Source organism: Chryseobacterium sp. UNC8MFCol, from assembly GCF_000482305.1.
GTDB lineage: Bacteria > Bacteroidota > Bacteroidia > Flavobacteriales > Weeksellaceae > Chryseobacterium > Chryseobacterium indologenes.
Genome location: NZ_AXUZ01000012.1, coordinates 130,101 through 146,596 on the forward strand (window position 1 = coordinate 130,101; position 16,496 = coordinate 146,596).

Sequence of the window (16,496 nt, forward strand, 5' to 3'; positions counted from 1 at the left end):
GTATGAAAAAGATAATCATTGCCGATGACGAACACAAAATATTAATGTCCCTCGAATACAGTTTTAAGAAAAACGGCTATGATGTTTATATTGCACGGGACGGAACTGAAGTGCTCGACTTTCTGAAAACCATGGTTCCGGATGTCATTCTTCTCGATATCATGATGCCTAATCTTGACGGTTACAGTACTTTGGACATCATTAAGCAGGATGAAAAACTAAAAGACACAAAGGTTATTTTCCTGAGCGCTAAAAACAATCCTCGGGATATTGAAAAAGGAATGGAAATGGGAGCCGATGCGTACGTAACGAAGCCCTACTCAATTAAGAAGCTGATGCAGCAGATTGAGGAGATGTTTGGGTAAACAGAAGATTACTTTGTTGCTTTACAACCTGCAATGACAGAAACCACCAAATACACGAATATTGATATGGATACAGATATTTTATTTAAACAAAGTATAGAAGATAAGGAAGCTTTCTGGAAGGAACAAGCTGAAGCAATACCATGGTTTCAGTTTCCACAACAGATTCTTTCAACTGATCAGAATAATTACCCTGAGTGGTTTACGGACGGGCAGCTTAATATGTGCTATTTATGCATAGATAAACACATTGAAGATGGTTTTGGGGATCAGACAGCGATTGTTTACGACTCTCCTGTAACTCATCAGAAGAAAACATACACCTTCAAACAAGCTCAGGAAGAAATTTCAAAACTTGCAGGAGGCCTTTCTTCATTAGGATTACAAAAAGGAGACACTGCTGTTATCTATATGCCGATGATTCCGCAGACGCTTTTTGCCATGCTGGCCTGTGCAAGGATTGGTGTCATTCACAATGTCGTTTTCGGAGGTTTCGCACCTCACGAATTAGTTGTAAGAATTGACGATTGCAAACCTAAAGTCTTAATTACAGCAACAGCAGGAATAGAAATCGCCAAAAGAATCCCTTATTTACCTCTCGTGGAAAAAGCAATCGAGCTTGCACAGGACAAAGTCGATAATATTATTGTTTACAACAGAAAATTAGTTGACAATCAAGACGAAATGTTTGACGGCTTGATTGATTACGAAGAATTGGTTCAAAAATCAGAGCCGGTTGACTGTGTATCGGTTGAGTCTACGCATCCTCTTTATTTGCTTTACACTTCAGGAACAACAGGAAAACCTAAGGGAATTGTCCGGGATACCGGAGGCTATGCTACAGCCCTGAAATTTTCTATGAAATACGTTTATGGTGTTGAACCCGGAGAAACGTATTGGGCAGCCTCCGATTTTGGCTGGGCAGTCGGACACAGCTTCTCTGTTTACGGACCATTAATTAATAGAAATACAACGATTATTTTTGAAGGAAAACCGATCATGACTCCTGACGCAGGAACGTTCTGGAGAATTATTTCAGAATACAAAGTCTCTGTGATGTTTACTGCGCCTACTGCTATCAGAGCCATTAAAAAAGAAGACCCGAACGGGGAACTTGTAAAAAAATATGATCTTAGCCACTTCAGGAAGCAATTTCTTGCCGGTGAAAGATGTGATGTGGCGACCTTAGACTGGTTTGCAGAGCACATCGGAGTTCCTGCTATTGATCACTGGTGGCAGACCGAATCTGGCTGGCCTATGCTGGGATTACTGACTTCCGGTGAAGATTATCATATCAAGAGAGCTTCTGCAGGAAGACCTATTCCCGGATATGATATTAAAATATTTGACGAAAACGGCTTAGAGCTCGATCCGCACCATGAAGGATATCTGGTTATAAAACTTCCGCTTCCTCCTGGTGCTATGCTGGGAATCTGGAAAGATGATGAGCGTTTCCAAAGCAGCTATCTTTCTCAGTATACAGGGTATTATTTTTCAGGAGACGGCGCCATACGGGACGAAGACGGATATATTTTCATTACGGGAAGAGTTGATGATGTCATTAATGTGGCCGGACACAGACTTTCTACTTCCGAAATGGAAGAAATTGTCTCGTCACACCCTGATGTGGCAGAATGTGCAGTAGTGGGAATTGATGACGATTTAAAAGGTCAGGTTCCTTTTGCTGCCGTGGTTTTAAAAAACGGATCGGGCATTTCTGAAAAAGAAGTTGAAAAAGACATCATCGGAATGGTTCGCGAAAAAATTGGTGCTGTTGCATTTTTAAAAAACGCTATGGTTGTCAAGCGTTTACCCAAAACCCGTTCGGGAAAGATTTTAAGAAAGCTTATCCGAACCTTATTGGATGGAAAAGATTTCCAGATTCCATCGACGATAGATGACGAAAAAATCATTGAGGAAATTCAGGAAAAAATCAGGGAATATAGGGGTAAAACCGGAAATTAAACATAAATTTAAAATATAAACAATTCAAATTTCAAAAACGAAAGGGATATGAGAAATTACTTAATAGAAGACTTACCACATTATTTTGAAGAATATAAGAAGTCTATCAAAAATCCTAAAAAATTCTGGGATAAGGTAGCCGATCAAAACTTTGTGTGGTATCAGAGATGGAGCAAGGTTGTTAAGTACGATATGAATGAAGCCAAAATCACATGGTTTAAAAATGCCAAACTTAATATTACTAAAAACTGTATTGACAGACACCTTTCTGTAAGAGGAGATAAAACTGCTATTATCTGGGAACCGAATGATCCGAAAGAAGACGCACAACATATCTCCTATAACGAACTCTACACCCGTGTCAATAAAACCGCCAATGTTCTCAGTGAAATGGGAATTCAAAAAGGCGACAGGGTATGCATCTACCTTCCTATGATTCCCGAACTGGCTATTACGATGCTGGCCTGTGCCAAACTGGGAGCAGTTCATTCCGTTATTTTTGCAGGATTCTCGGCAGCGGCCGTGGCCTCAAGAGTAAATGATTGCGAAGCTAAAATGGTCATTACCTCAGACGGAAGTTATAGAGGCAGTAAAGTTCTGGATTTAAAGACTATTGTGGATGAAGCCCTGGAAAAAACACCAACGGTTGAAAAGGTGCTTGTAGTGAAAAGGACTCATAATGAAATCAACATGAAAGAAGGCCGCGATTACTGGATGGCCGACTTATACGATAAAGCTTCCCCGGATTTCGTAACGGTTATCATGGACTCAGAAGATCCTCTTTTCATTCTGTATACTTCAGGATCTACAGGAAAGCCAAAAGGAATGCTTCATACTTCTGCCGGTTATATGGTTTATACCGCATATACTTTTAAAAATGTCTTTAATTATAAGGAAAATGATATTTATTGGTGTACCGCCGACATCGGTTGGATTACAGGCCACTCTTATATTCTTTATGGACCTTTATTGAATGGTGCCACTACAGTTATTTTCGAAGGAGTTCCTACTTATCCGGAGCCGGATCGTTTCTGGGAAGTCATTGAAAAACATAAAATCACACAATTTTATACCGCTCCTACCGCTATCCGTTCACTGGCAAAAGAAAGTACGGAATGGGTAGACAAGCATGATTTAAGCACATTAAAGGTGATCGGATCTGTGGGTGAGCCGATCAATGACGAAGCGTGGCACTGGTTTAACGATCATGTAGGTAAGAAAAAATGTCCTATTGTAGATACGTGGTGGCAAACCGAAACGGGAGGAATTATGATTTCACCACTTCCTTTTGTTACCCCTACAAAACCGACCTATGCTACCCTGCCTTTACCGGGTATCCAACCGGTGCTGATGGATGATAAACGTAACGAAATTACAGGAAACCAGGTGACCGGAAATCTATGCATCCGTTTTCCCTGGCCGGGGATCGCAAGAACCATCTGGGGAGACCACCAAAGATATAAAGAAACTTACTTCACTGCTTTTCCGGGAAAATACTTTACCGGTGACGGTGCTTTAAGGGATGAAGTGGGTTATTACAGAATTACAGGACGTGTAGACGATGTGATTATCGTTTCCGGACACAATTTGGGAACGGCTCCTATCGAAGACAGCATCAATCAGCATCCTGCCGTTGCGGAATCTGCCATCGTAGGTTACCCGCATGACATCAAAGGAAACGGTTTATATGGCTATGTAACCCTTAAAGAAACCGGAGAAAGCCGTGATAAGGAAAATCTTAAGAAAGAAATCAACCAGCTGATTGCTGATCAGATCGGACCGATTGCCAAACTGGATAAGATACAATTTGTTTCAGGGCTTCCTAAAACACGTTCAGGAAAGATTATGAGAAGAATATTGAGAAAAATCGCAGAAGGTGATTTCAGTAACTTTGGAGATATTTCTACTCTTCTAAACCCTGAAATCGTAGAAGAAATAAAGAACGAAAGAATTTAATATACACAAATAGAAAGCCCCGGAGTCACTGCCAGGGCTTTTATTTTTTATCCCACATCGAAAAATTCAGAGTTTTCAATCATCACGTTCAATAATTGAAAAAAAACGGAGTAAGTACAAAAGTTGTGGAACTTAGCAAAAAAAAATTGTTAATCTGAATAGAAAAAGGTTCCATTCTTTACACCCCTTGTTTGTATTCTAAAATTTCACAAAACGTAAAGGCCCACATTCCCCAACTGATACTGATCAAAAAAAATTACTACAATCATTATAAATCAAACGTTTGTTTAGTATAATTTTAATCAATTGTAATTTATGTTATGATCAGAATGTTAATTAACAATTTTTATTAAATAAATAGAAAAATAATCATTAACTTTAGTCATAACTTTAAACCAATTAACTATGTCAAATATACTAGCGGGGCTATTTGAGCACCACAGCGATTACAAGAAGCTTGAAAGTGATTTAGAAAATTCAGGATTTGAAGATTCAGATTACATGATATACCTTAATAATAATTCTCATAATTCTCAGTATCTGGCAAGTGTTACTGTAAAGGACAACAGTCAGATAGAAAGTGCCCGGAATATTTTTATTCAGAATACGGCTCTAAAAACCTATTTGTTTGAGGGTATGAGTATGGCAGAGACCAATTATGATACTATTAAGAAATACATTGATGCGAGAAACAGGGCTGATATCCATAATAGTCCTGATATAAAAATAAAAACGTCAAGTGACGGTATGAACTCGGAAGTAAAGTTTTAAACGACTTAAAAGCTAATAACTGCAAAAGATCCGTAGAGCCTTCTGCGGATCTTTTATGTTTGAAAAACGTAAAAATTTTCGTATTTTCGTTCAAATATAGGCAGTTGCACAAATGAGTTACGACTTAGAACAAGAGAACAAAGAGATCCTTGCCAGATATAAGGATCTGATTTCGAACACATACAGAACTTTGGATGAGGAAAACAACAAACTTATCCGAAAGGCATTTGATATTGCGTTGGATGCCCATAAAGATCAAAGGAGAAAAACCGGAGAGCCCTACATCTACCATCCCATTGCTGTAGCCAAAATTGTGGCAACAGAAATTGGTTTGGGAGCAACGTCTATTGCGTGTGCGCTCCTGCATGACGTGATCGAGGATTCTGACTACACCTATGAAGATCTGAAAAAAATCTTCGGAGAAAAAATTGCTGCTATCGTGAACGGATTAACGAAAATATCCATCATGAACCATCAGAATATCTCTGTGCAGTCTGAAAACTACAGGAAGCTTTTATTAACGCTTTCTGAAGATTTCAGGGTCATCCTCATTAAAATTGCGGACCGTCTTCACAATATGAGAACCCTGGAAAGCATGGCTCCCGATAAGCAGAAAAAAATCGCTTCAGAAACGGTTTATATTTATGCTCCGATGGCTCACCGTCTGGGATTGTATAACATCAAGTCGGAACTGGAAGATCTTTCGTTAAAATACAATAACCCGGAAATCTATAATGAAATCACGGAAAAATTGGAATTGGCCAAGGAAAACCGTGAAAGATATATTCAGGAATTCACAAAAGAAGTTTCGGAAAGGCTAAGGGAAGAAGGCTTGAATTTCAAAATCAAAGGCCGCGCCAAAGCCATCTCTTCCATTTACAGAAAAATGCTGAAGCAGGGTGTTTCATTTGAAGAGGTTTTTGATAATTATGCGATCAGAATTATTTATAAATCTGATGCTAAAAATGAAAAGTTCCTGGCATGGAAAATCTACTCTATCGTTACCGATGTATACCACAGTAATCCATCAAGGATGCGTGACTGGATCACTCAGCCACGTTCTACAGGATATGAGAGTTTACATTTAACTGTTCTGGGTCCGGATAAAAAATGGATTGAAGTACAGATTCGTTCGGAACGAATGGATGAAATCGCTGAAAAAGGGGTTGCTGCCCATTACAAATATAAAGAAGGATACAAACAAAGCTCTGATGACCGTAATTTTGAAAAATGGGTAACAGAAATCCGGGAAGTATTGGAACAGCAGCAGAATCTTTCTACTTCTGAACTTTTGGATAATATCAAACTTAACCTTTATTCCAAAGAGGTATTTGTATTTACCCCGAAAGGAGAAATTAAGATCCTTCCTACCAATGCTACGGCTCTGGATTTTGCATTTTCTGTGCATTCCGATTTGGGAATGAAATGTTTAGGAGCAAAGATCAACGGAAAACTGGTTCCGATTTCCTATATTCTCCAGAACGGAGATCAGGTAGACATTCTTTCTTCCCAAAATCAGAAACCAAAGTCTGACTGGCTGGAATTTGTCGTTACCTCCAAAGCGAAGTCAAAAATCAAAAGTTATCTGAACTCTCAGAAAAACCAGTTGGTAGAAGAAGGAAAGGAAATCCTGCAGCGAAAACTGCGACATGCGAAAATCAACTTTAATGACGAAGAAATTAATAAACTTCAGAAGTTTTTTAATCTTAAATCATCTCAGGAGTTATTCCTTAAATTCCAAAGCAACGAGCTTGACGTCAGCAGCTTAAGAAAATATATTGAAAGTAAAAACGTATTCAATAACTTACTTTCAAGATTCAGAAAATCTCCTACGAAAAACCATCATTTTGAAGAACCGAAAGAGGAAAATCTCGATATGATCGTCTTCGGAAAGGATGAAGAAAAACTGAATTACAGCTATGCCAAATGTTGTACGGTCATTCCGGGTGATAAAATTTTCGGATTTATTACCATTTCAGACGGAATTAAGGTGCACAGCGACAACTGTCCCAATGCAATCAACCTGAGGGCACAATACGATTACCGTGTCATTCCGGCCAAATGGGTCAATGCTGAAAGCTTCAAAAACAGAGTTAAGATTGAAATTGAAGGACTTGACCGAATGGGAATGATCAATGATATCACTACAGTAATCAGCGGAAGCATGGGAATGGACATGAAAAGCATGTCCATTGAGTCTAATAACGGCGTTTTCACCGGAAACATTACGCTTGAAGTTAAAAATAAAGGCCAATTGGAAGAAACCTTTAAAAAACTAAAAAATATCAACGGTGTTTCAAGAGTGAGACGACTACAATCATAAATATGAATTTATCTCTTTATTTTAAAAAATTTTTCAACAACAGCCAGGCATCAGGAATTATCCTTATTTTCTGTGTCCTGATTTCATTACTTATCGCCAACTCCTCTTTAGCAGAAGGCTTTCAACATTTCCTGGACAAAGAAGCAGGTACTCACCTGTTTGGGCTTGAATACCCTGTGAGCATCTGGATCAATGACGGGCTGATGGCAGTCTTCTTTCTTTTGGTTGGCCTTGAAATCAAGAGAGAACTGGTAGAAGGAGAACTTTCATCTTTTAGGAATGCTTCATTACCGATTTTTGCGGCCGTGGGAGGAATGCTGGTTCCGGCTGTAATCTACAGTATTTTCAACACAGGAACTGAATACAGCAACGGATGGGGAATTCCGATGGCTACAGATATTGCTTTTTCGCTTGCTATTATTTCAATGCTGGGAAAGAAAATTCCAAACTCTATCAAGATTTTTCTGGCAGCATTGGCTATCGTAGACGACCTGGGAGCGATCCTGGTGATTGCCATCTTTTACACCGAGCAGATTCACTGGAGTTATTTACTGCTTTCTTTGGGAGTGACAGCCTTATTATTCCTGTTAAACTTCCTAAAAGTTACGCGTATTATATTTTATATTATTCCAGGTCTTTTTTTATGGTATTTCCTTCATCATTCAGGAATTCATGCAACAATTGCAGGAGTTTTACTGGCATTTAGTATTCCTACGAATGCTTCTCATGTAGAAATTTCTCCTTTAGAGAAACTGGAGCATCAGCTTCACATCCCCGTAAGCTTCCTGATCATGCCTATATTTGCGCTTACCAATACCAATATTACTTTTACAAGTCATATGGTTACAGGAATTACAAGTACTTTGGGAATGGGAATTATTGGAGGGTTAATTCTCGGAAAGCTTATCGGTATCAATCTGTTTTCGATGATCGCCATCAAACTAAAGCTCAGCACCTTACCACAAAACAGCAACTGGACTCAAATGATCGGTGTAGGCCTACTGGCAGGGATAGGATTTACCATGTCTATCTTTATTGCACTGCTGTCTTTTAAAGGAGAGATTGAGATTCAGGATGAAGCTAAATTTGCTATTTTAATTGCCTCTTTTGTGGCTGCGATCGCAGGTTTTACAATCTTAAGTATAAGTTCAAAAGAAAATATGGAGCCGGAAGAAGATTAATTCTTTTTCCGGTCTTCCAGCTTTCTCCGGTGTTCTTCATTGTTGTCAAAATCAGGTTCAGCGATTCCTGTATGATACTGAATGGTTTCCCGCTGAATCTCATCAGACAGTAGCTTTTCTATTCTTAATTTTCTGATAGCCATATTCAGTTCATTTCCGAATAAAAGAAGATACACGTTCACATTTACCCATACCATCAGCAGGATCATACTTCCGATGGACCCGTAAAGAACGTTATACCTTGCTATATCCTTTACATAAATTGCAAATACATATGTGGTAAGGAAAAACAATATGGTGGTGAGAATAGCCCCGGGAATCGCCTGTCTGAATCTGGCAATCTTTACAGTTCCCAACCAATAAAATAAAGTCAGAAGAATAAAGTAAAATAACGGAAAGGATACAAACCCTATGATACTTGACAAATTATCCACCAGCCACGGAATATCATAAGCCGGAGCAAAGAGTTTCATTACAACTTCTACATAATAAACCCCAAAAAGGGTTAAAAATACAATGGTAATAAAGCCTATTGTTATAAAAAAAGACAGTATAAATTCCTTTACATCACTCAGTTTTTCATCCGAATTTTCATTAAACCCGTTGATCAGGGAAAAAGTACCGTTTGTTGCAAAAACCAGGGCCAACACGATGGTCAGATTACTGATTCCTTTCATGTTAGGGATTATGCTGTGCTCGATATAATCCCTTACATCACTTTCCATATTGGAAGGGAAAACATTATGCATCAGTACTTCAAAAATATAAAACTGCAATTTATCGTAATGGGGCATGTACGGCAAAACAGAAAGCAAAAAAAGGATAAAAGGAAACAGACTGATGGTAAAACTCCATGAAATCGCCGCTGCTTTTCGTCCTATTTTTCCTTTAAAAATTCCCGAAATATAAATCTGAAACATCTGCCAAAGCGATATCCCTAAAACAGGAATATGTATGTTGTCAAAAAATTCCTGAATCTTCAGGACAAATCGGGGAACTTTTATACTCATCTATGTTGCCATTTCACAATTAAAAAGAAAGATTAAAAAAACTCAAAACCGGAATCGCTACATGAGCTTTTAAATATTTTATCTCTCTGCTTACAAATATAAACAATTTCCCTTTGCTCTTCTCCAAGGTGAATTGTATAAACCTGGCACCGGCAGATGACAAATCATAAAAATGCCGATGTTTTATCATTTATAGATGAATGGGCTCTACAATTATCTTAAAAATATTTACAATATGTTAATTCATATCATTTCTATGCTTTGAACTGCCGTAAATGATGGTCCATATGTTTATATACAAAAATACCAATCTCTTCCATGGTCATTTTCCCAAAGAAATCATGGATAAAGCCGGGATTTGAAAAATTGCCATATGCCCTGATCTGCTCAAGCCATACTTTTTTCTGCAACTCAGTATCACCATCCGTTTCTTTAATGGTGAAAATACCTGCCGGTGCATTTTTTCCCAGAGGCTTCTCATTCCTGGTAATACCTTTTAAAACCATTTTTCCAAAAAGCTTGCCTAAGAATTCCTGCCTGTACTGATATTTTCCGTTTCCCTGGACCCAATCATTCCATGTCGTGCAATGTTTTATCATCTGGTACTGGTTCATTTTCCCCCATTCTGCTTTATTTTCCGGGGTGAGCATAGTAATCCTTCTTACCAGCTCCTCTCTTGTTGCAGGATCAAATATTGTTTTCATAATAAATCTTTTTGTAAAATTATGACCACCTGCCCTAAAGATTACTACGTAAAAATGACATTAAAGAGTGGATTTTGTGCCAGATTTTAAGTATATTTAACTACCAAATCATTATAATGAAGCATATTTCACTCGTAGTATATGAAGGCGTATTATCTACTGCGGTTTCCAACACCCTGGCATTGCTTACAAGTGCTAATGAAGCTGCTGTAAGAAAAGGAATGCCTGTGCCGTTTCAAATTGATTTAATAGGTATTGAAGCGAAAAAGGTACAATCTGCCCTTCCCATTTTATTTGAGTGCAGCAAAATCATTTCGGATCATTTCGATACGGAAGTTGTCATTATTCCCCCTATGAATACGGATCAAGAGGCTATTGATTCTTTACTGGTGCAAAATAGAAAACTTGTTGACTGGATAAAGGAAAAATATGATCAGAAAGCTGAAATCATCAGCCTGTGTACCGGTGCTTATTTTCTGGCTGAATCAGGTATATTAAATGGAATGCCGGCCACCTCCCACTGGGGAGCAATGGAAGATCTCCAAAAGAGATATCCTCTGATCGATTTTAAACCGGATCATGTCGTAACTCATTCAAAAGCTGTTATTACCGGAGGAGGAGGCTTTTCATCCCTCAATGCTCTGCTTTATTTTATAGAAAAGAATTCCTCTAAAGAAATATCAGTTGAGCTAAGTAAATATTACGCGTTAGATTACGGTCGTATTTCACAAAGTGTTTTTAGTATTTTTTCTGGCCAGCGTCTCCATGATGATCCTGAAATTCATAAAGCGCAGCGCTATATTGAAGAAAAGTTCAAGTCAGACATTTCTGTAGAGCAAATTGCAGGCGAAGTCAACATGAGTAAAAGAAATTTTATCCGGAGGTTTAAAAATGCCACTGCTCTGAATCCTATAGAATATATTCAGCGGATAAAAATAGAAGCTGCCAAAAAAGCACTGGAAACGGGAGAAGCCAATATCGCTGATGTTACTTATAGCATCGGATATAGTGATTTGAAAACATTCAGGACGTTATTTAAAAGAATAACAGGATGTACACCCGTCGATTACAGAAACAGATTCCGGGGCAGCTTGACGGAATAGATACTAAAGACAGGAATACCCTTATCCTTCATTTGTCTTTTTCCTGTTTCCACTTTAAAGCAGTATCTTTGCGGCCTGAAACTTCTTATAATGCGAATCAGTTTACTTTGTATCGGCAAAACGGACGATAAGGAAATTACCTCTTTAATTAATTATTATCTCAATCGCCTTCCCAAACACTGGAATTTTGAAATTACAGAAATTCCGGATGTAAAAAATGCCAGAAACCTGTCTTCGGATCTTCTTAAAAAGGAAGAAGCAAAGTTGTTTTTAAACCATATTGATAAAAATGATCTGGTTGTGATTCTTGATGAAAAAGGGAAACAGCTGACCAGCCGAGAGTTTTCCCAGAAAATTGATGCCTGGATGAATTCTTCCGTTAAAAAAGTACATATTCTCATAGGTGGTGCTTATGGTTTTTCAGAGGAAATGTACAGCAGAGCCAATGAAAAGATGTCTCTTTCTAAAATGACGTTTACCCACCAGATGATAAGGTTGTTTATTGTAGAACAGCTTTATCGTGCTGATCAGATCCTTCAGGGAAAGCCATATCACAACGACTAAAAATTTTTCCAATAAAAAAAGCCTCAAAATCATGAGGCTTTTTTTTATATTTACCACAATTTATCTGCTAAATTCCAGCTTTTACATTGATCTGCCTTTTGGCTTCTCCCACGACAAAAGCTACAGAATTGGCAATATTAAAACTGCGTATTAAGTTTGACATCGGAATCGTCAGATGATTTTCAAAAAGCGCCAAAACTTCCTGGCTCAATCCCACACTTTCTTTCCCGAATACCAGCCAGTCACCATCCTGAAATTCATTATCCAAATACGATTTTTCGGCATGAGAACTCATTAAGAAAACTCTTGACAAATCGGGAATTTTCTTCATCCACTCTTCAACATTGTCGTATTCGGAAACATCCAGATGTACCCAATAATCTAATCCGGAACGCTTTAGATTTTTATCGTTGATGACAAATCCAAACGGATGAATCAGGTGCAACCTGCTTTCAGTACCTACACATAATCTTCCGATATTACCGGTATTGTTGGGTATTTCGGGTTCTACAAGAACAATATTCAGCATGTATCCTTTCTCTTTAATATATATTTTAAATCCACAATAAGCTGTTTACTTGACAACAGGCTCCTGTGTATATGTTATTATAGTTTTAAGTTTTTTTACTTTTTGATGCATTTCGCATAATATTCGGCCAGAACGGCTTTCTCATAGCCTAGTGACACTGCCTTATCCAGATTCTCACAAGCTTCTTTTGGTTTAGCAGTATCAAATAATAATAAAGCTTTAGTCACATACGTCTGCAAAAATTTCGGATCAATGGAAACGGCTTTATTGACGTCTGCAAGGGCTTCTTTATATTTTTTCATTTTTAAATATACTTCTGCCCGGCTATTGTATAATAATGATTCGGGTTTCTCAGCAATAAGTTGGTTATAGTCTTTCAGGGCACCTTCAAGGTCACCGTTATTTTTTTTTAAATTTGCCAGGCCCGTTTTTGCAAAAATATTATCCGGGGCAAAACTCAAAATCTGATTAAGATCCCTGATAGCCAGATCTTTTTTTCCCTGGCTGTCATAGATTTTGGAACGCGTAAGATAGAACTCAGGGTTTTTATCATCTACCTGAAGACCTTTATCAATATATTCCAGTGCTTTTGCTTTGTTCCCTTTCTGGCTGTGCAGTGATGCAAGATCAGCATAGACCGGGGCAGACATCGGATTTGATTTCAAAGCTGATTCATAAGATTTAAAGGCAAGTGCGGTCTTTCCCAGTCTTCTCTGCGCGGTTCCCAGCTTGTCATAATATTCGGATTTGAATTTCTGGATTTGTTCTTTTTCTGCCAGCTTTGCATATTGCTCTTCAGCACATTTATAATCTGCCTTTTTAAAGCAGTCTTCTGCCAGAGTTTTATCCTGGGCATTCAGAAAAGAAACTCCAAGGCAAACAAGGAGTAAAAAAGATTTTTTCATGGTGTTATGTTTTGTTTGTTGATCACTTTTTGCGCGAGTGCACCAAAGATCACTCCCACTAAAGAACCAGCAAACGCTCCCACCAACACATCTATAGGAAAATGCACTCCTAAATAAATCCGGCTGTAAGACACAACTATTGCCCACGCCAATATAGCATAGGGGAACCATCTTACTTTCTTCTTTAATAAAATCCCTAAATAAACAGCCAGGTAAAATGTATTGGAAGCATGTGCAGAATAGAATCCGTACTGCCCGCCACATTTTACAATTCTCATATAAGGTTCTAAAGAAGGGTCATGACATGGCCTTAACCTTGCCACTCCGTACTTAAATACATTGGCCAACTGGTCAGAAACCGTTGCTCCAAGCGCCAAAAATATAAGAATGAAAACTAAAGATCTTAGTTTAAAATTTTTGTATAAAAAATAAAGAAATATAATATAAAGCGGAACCCATATCCATGTGCTGGAAATCAACATCCAGAGCTGATCAAAAGCGGGATCCCCCAGATTATTAAGGTATAAAAAAACCTTTTTATCTTCCAGAATAATTTCTTCCATACCTTATCTGCTTACAGGCCCTTCATACGTCTCATCTTCAGAAGGCTTCGGCTTCGGAGGTTCGTTGGATGCAGTAGGTTCTGTTAAAATATCTTTCTTGATATCATTCACCGGATTGAAATCTTTAGCAGCATCTTTCACTTTTTCAATTTCACGTTTAATCTCAGAAACCGGATTATCCGTTTCCTTCATGATCTCCGTTTTAATATCCTCCACTGCTCCACGCATTTTTCTCACGCCTGCACCTAAGTCACGCGCAATCTGAGGAAGTTTATCCGGTCCGAATAATACAACGATTGCAATGGCAATGAGTGCCATTTCTCCAATGCTTAATTCCATGGGGTAAAATTACAAAAGATTATACATTTATTTGTCGTAAACTAAAAATTTTAAACAAATTTTAAGATTTACTCAATGGAAAGTTGAAGGTTGAAAATGAAAGCAACGTACAAAGCAGGTATTGGCTGCTGATTTTATTATTTCCATTTCTCACCTGTACTATTTCTATCTCTGAATTTCATAGGGTAAGCTTCATCTCTATTATTCCCTGATACTTACTATTTTAAAACAATTATCAATTATTAACAAACAATTAATTCAAAACAATGAGAATAATATAACATTTTAGTATATTTACTACACACAACAAAATAATATTTTATGAAAAAACTACTTACTACTTTTAAAGTGTTAGCCGTATTTTCAGTATTGCTGCTTAACAGCTGCCGAGATGAAAATAATGAAACAGCTCAACAGGAAAGCGTTCAGGCTAAAGTTTCAACAGCTGATCTTAAAAAAGAAACAACTCCGGTTTCTGCTGTAATTCCTGAAACTGTGCAAGCTCAACTGAATGAATCACAGAAAAATATTGAAAAGTATCTGAAAAATGATTTACAGGTTACAGCAATCAATGTCATAGGTAAAATTTCTACTGTAAAAGGTATTGAGATTTCTCAAAATCTGGTCGCTGATAGAGATCAGTTTATTGCCATGGGAAATATCATGGAACCATCTTCGGTAAAAATTGGAAAAATAAGTGATTTATACTCCGGAGACGATTTAATTCTTGCTCAAAAAGGATTAAAAGAAACAGTTACCGACGAAATTAAAACCGGAACCAATGTTATGGAAGTAACCTGGAACAGCAAAGCGGGAAAATTTACAACATTATGCTTTTATAATGATTCAGGAATAATCTGGGACAATGTCTTTGGAGGCCTGGTGATGATGGATACCAGAGGGCAAACCGAAATATCAGACACCAATCAGGCTTCAAAAGTAGTTTCCAAATGGTATAAGGAATGGTGGACTGCCAACTGGCTTTGGGGATCTAAAAGAGGTGAAATCGGGTATCAGATCACCATTTATTACACAGGTTCCTCTGTTTCTAATGCTGATGTAAATGACTGGGGAAATATCAGTTTAGGAAAAGCAAAAAGTGAAAGTAAAATCCTGAGAAGGACAGGAGCTTTCGGACAATGCCAGTATGCACTGGGACTTTGTACTCCTACAGGCTCTCTGAGCTTTAATGCAAGTAAATTCTCAGTATCATTTTCAGGACTGGGAAGTAATATTGTAGCCAATGGTACCAAATCACTTTATCCATAAACTTCAGAATTCAAAATGATTAAAAAAAGGAAGCCGGTTGGCTTCCTTTTTATTTTTCAAACTATCGCTATTATTTCTCCAACTTCTGTTTTAATTGCTCAACGGCATTTTCCTGAAGCCCAAAAGTTTCTCTTATCATTTGATACAGGGTTTCGTTATTTTCTATAGAAACCGTTTCTTTTTCTCCTGTGGTTCTGCGTATATTTAACGTATGACCGGTAAAAGTATACCTTGCATTTTCGTCCACTTTAGAAAGAACAAGATTCTTTTTGAAATTGGACTCAGGATACGTAGAAAGATACCAGTTCACGATATCAAGGTCTATTGGATCTACCTGCTCGAGGGCAAACCTGTAAATAGGCAGCCATTTGTCTTTCCAGGTCCATAATGCATACATCCCGTTTTGTTGTGAAATCTTAAACAAACCGTTAGGTGTCTGCTGGGGTTCTTCTTCATCTAAAAGCAAAGGCTTGGTTAATGTTACAGTTCCAAAACCACAGTCCGCCAGATAGTCCTTTCCGTCATTATTGACGATCAGCAACAGGTGACTCTTGGCAGCCATACTATCCACTTCCCTTTTCCATACTACTCTTCCCAATTGCAGCTTTACGTTAAATCCCAAAAATTTCAGGACTTCGCTTAAGAGCAGATTTTGTTCATAGCAATAGCCTCCTCTGCCGTTCACGACCAATTTGGTGAAAATATCATCCGCATTCAGAGACGGAACTTTTCCTGTAAAAGAATCGATATTTTCAAAAGAAATGTATTTAGGATGCAGCTGATGAATTTTCTTTAGTACCGACATATCATTTCCCAGCTCACCTGAATAATAGATTCTCTCCAGGTATTTTTCAAGCTTTGACTGATTCATAATTTATGTGTTTTATTTTCTCAGCTCTGCAACTGATTTATTATTGTAAAATTATAGAATATTTTGGAAAATAACCCT

16 protein-coding genes are annotated in these 16,496 nt (G+C 37.8%); 9 read left to right on the plus strand and 7 right to left on the minus strand.

Features of this window, described 5'->3' with window-relative positions; translation table 11 throughout:
* Positions 1-2: 2 nt before the first annotated feature.
* The 6 genes from M030_RS0106395 to nhaA all read left to right on the plus strand — a co-directional run bounded on the left by M030_RS0106395 (position 3) and on the right by nhaA (position 8,561).
* A complete protein-coding gene (locus M030_RS0106395; protein ID WP_027372733.1) occupies positions 3-365 on the plus strand; it encodes a response regulator transcription factor in 363 nt (120 codons plus the stop codon).
* Between the two features lie 66 nt (positions 366-431).
* Positions 432-2,330 carry an AMP-binding protein gene (locus tag M030_RS0106400; protein ID WP_027372734.1) on the plus strand — a complete coding sequence of 633 codons (1,899 nt, stop codon included), beginning with the start codon at positions 432-434 and terminating at the stop codon, positions 2,328-2,330.
* A 15-nt stretch (positions 2,331-2,345) separates the two neighbouring features.
* Positions 2,346-4,286, plus strand: a complete 1,941-nt coding sequence (gene acs / locus M030_RS0106405; protein WP_227533401.1) for an acetate--CoA ligase — start codon at positions 2,346-2,348, stop codon at positions 4,284-4,286.
* A 405-nt stretch (positions 4,287-4,691) separates the two neighbouring features.
* The gene (locus tag M030_RS0106410; protein ID WP_027372736.1) at positions 4,692-5,057 is read left to right on the plus strand and encodes a hypothetical protein; all 366 of its coding nucleotides are present in this window, start codon (positions 4,692-4,694) and stop codon (positions 5,055-5,057) included.
* Between the two features lie 112 nt (positions 5,058-5,169).
* Positions 5,170-7,380, plus strand: a complete 2,211-nt coding sequence (locus M030_RS0106415; protein ID WP_027372737.1) for a RelA/SpoT family protein — start codon at positions 5,170-5,172, stop codon at positions 7,378-7,380.
* 2 nt (positions 7,381-7,382) lie between these two features.
* The gene (gene nhaA, locus M030_RS0106420) at positions 7,383-8,561 is read left to right on the plus strand and encodes a Na+/H+ antiporter NhaA (RefSeq protein WP_027372738.1); all 1,179 of its coding nucleotides are present in this window, start codon (positions 7,383-7,385) and stop codon (positions 8,559-8,561) included.
* Here the strand turns inward: nhaA and M030_RS0106425 are convergent.
* Both M030_RS0106425 and M030_RS0106430 read right to left on the minus strand, forming a co-directional pair.
* Complete coding sequence (locus tag M030_RS0106425; protein WP_027372739.1) at positions 8,558-9,571, minus strand: YihY/virulence factor BrkB family protein; 1,014 nt, start codon at positions 9,569-9,571, stop codon at positions 8,558-8,560. The genes nhaA and M030_RS0106425 overlap by 4 nt on opposite strands.
* 254 nt (positions 9,572-9,825) lie before the next feature.
* The gene (locus M030_RS0106430) at positions 9,826-10,275 is read right to left on the minus strand and encodes a DUF1569 domain-containing protein (RefSeq protein WP_027372740.1); all 450 of its coding nucleotides are present in this window, start codon (positions 10,273-10,275) and stop codon (positions 9,826-9,828) included.
* A gap of 116 nt (positions 10,276-10,391) precedes the next feature.
* Between M030_RS0106430 and M030_RS0106435 the strand changes: the two genes are divergently transcribed.
* Positions 10,392-11,378: a GlxA family transcriptional regulator gene (locus tag M030_RS0106435; protein ID WP_051584922.1), complete on the plus strand. Its 987-nt coding sequence runs from the start codon at positions 10,392-10,394 to the stop codon at positions 11,376-11,378.
* A 90-nt stretch (positions 11,379-11,468) separates the two neighbouring features.
* A complete protein-coding gene (locus M030_RS0106440; protein WP_027372742.1) occupies positions 11,469-11,942 on the plus strand; it encodes a 23S rRNA (pseudouridine(1915)-N(3))-methyltransferase RlmH in 474 nt (157 codons plus the stop codon).
* A gap of 67 nt (positions 11,943-12,009) precedes the next feature.
* On the opposite strand, the gene M030_RS0106445 is transcribed toward M030_RS0106440, so the two are convergent.
* The 4 genes from M030_RS0106445 to M030_RS0106460 all read right to left on the minus strand — a co-directional run bounded on the left by M030_RS0106445 (position 12,010) and on the right by M030_RS0106460 (position 14,278).
* On the minus strand, positions 12,010-12,471 hold the full coding sequence (locus tag M030_RS0106445) for a tRNA (cytidine(34)-2'-O)-methyltransferase (RefSeq protein WP_027372743.1): 462 nt from the start codon (positions 12,469-12,471) through the stop codon (positions 12,010-12,012).
* 95 nt (positions 12,472-12,566) lie between these two features.
* The gene (locus tag M030_RS0106450; protein WP_027372744.1) at positions 12,567-13,376 is read right to left on the minus strand and encodes a tetratricopeptide repeat protein; all 810 of its coding nucleotides are present in this window, start codon (positions 13,374-13,376) and stop codon (positions 12,567-12,569) included.
* A complete protein-coding gene (locus tag M030_RS0106455) occupies positions 13,373-13,939 on the minus strand; it encodes a phosphatase PAP2 family protein (protein WP_027372745.1) in 567 nt (188 codons plus the stop codon). Before M030_RS0106455 ends, M030_RS0106450 begins: the two co-directional genes overlap by 4 nt.
* 3 nt (positions 13,940-13,942) lie before the next feature.
* Positions 13,943-14,278 (minus strand): twin-arginine translocase TatA/TatE family subunit, encoded by a 336-nt coding sequence (locus tag M030_RS0106460; protein WP_027372746.1) that lies wholly within the window; start codon positions 14,276-14,278, stop codon positions 13,943-13,945.
* 321 nt (positions 14,279-14,599) lie between these two features.
* Here M030_RS0106460 and M030_RS0106465 point away from each other — a divergent pair, with 321 nt between their 5' ends.
* A complete protein-coding gene (locus M030_RS0106465; RefSeq protein WP_027372747.1) occupies positions 14,600-15,547 on the plus strand; it encodes a hypothetical protein in 948 nt (315 codons plus the stop codon).
* A 70-nt stretch (positions 15,548-15,617) separates the two neighbouring features.
* Here M030_RS0106465 and M030_RS23820 read toward each other — a convergent pair whose 3' ends face one another.
* A complete protein-coding gene (locus tag M030_RS23820; RefSeq protein WP_051584924.1) occupies positions 15,618-16,418 on the minus strand; it encodes an arylamine N-acetyltransferase family protein in 801 nt (266 codons plus the stop codon).
* Positions 16,419-16,496: the final 78 nt, after the last annotated feature.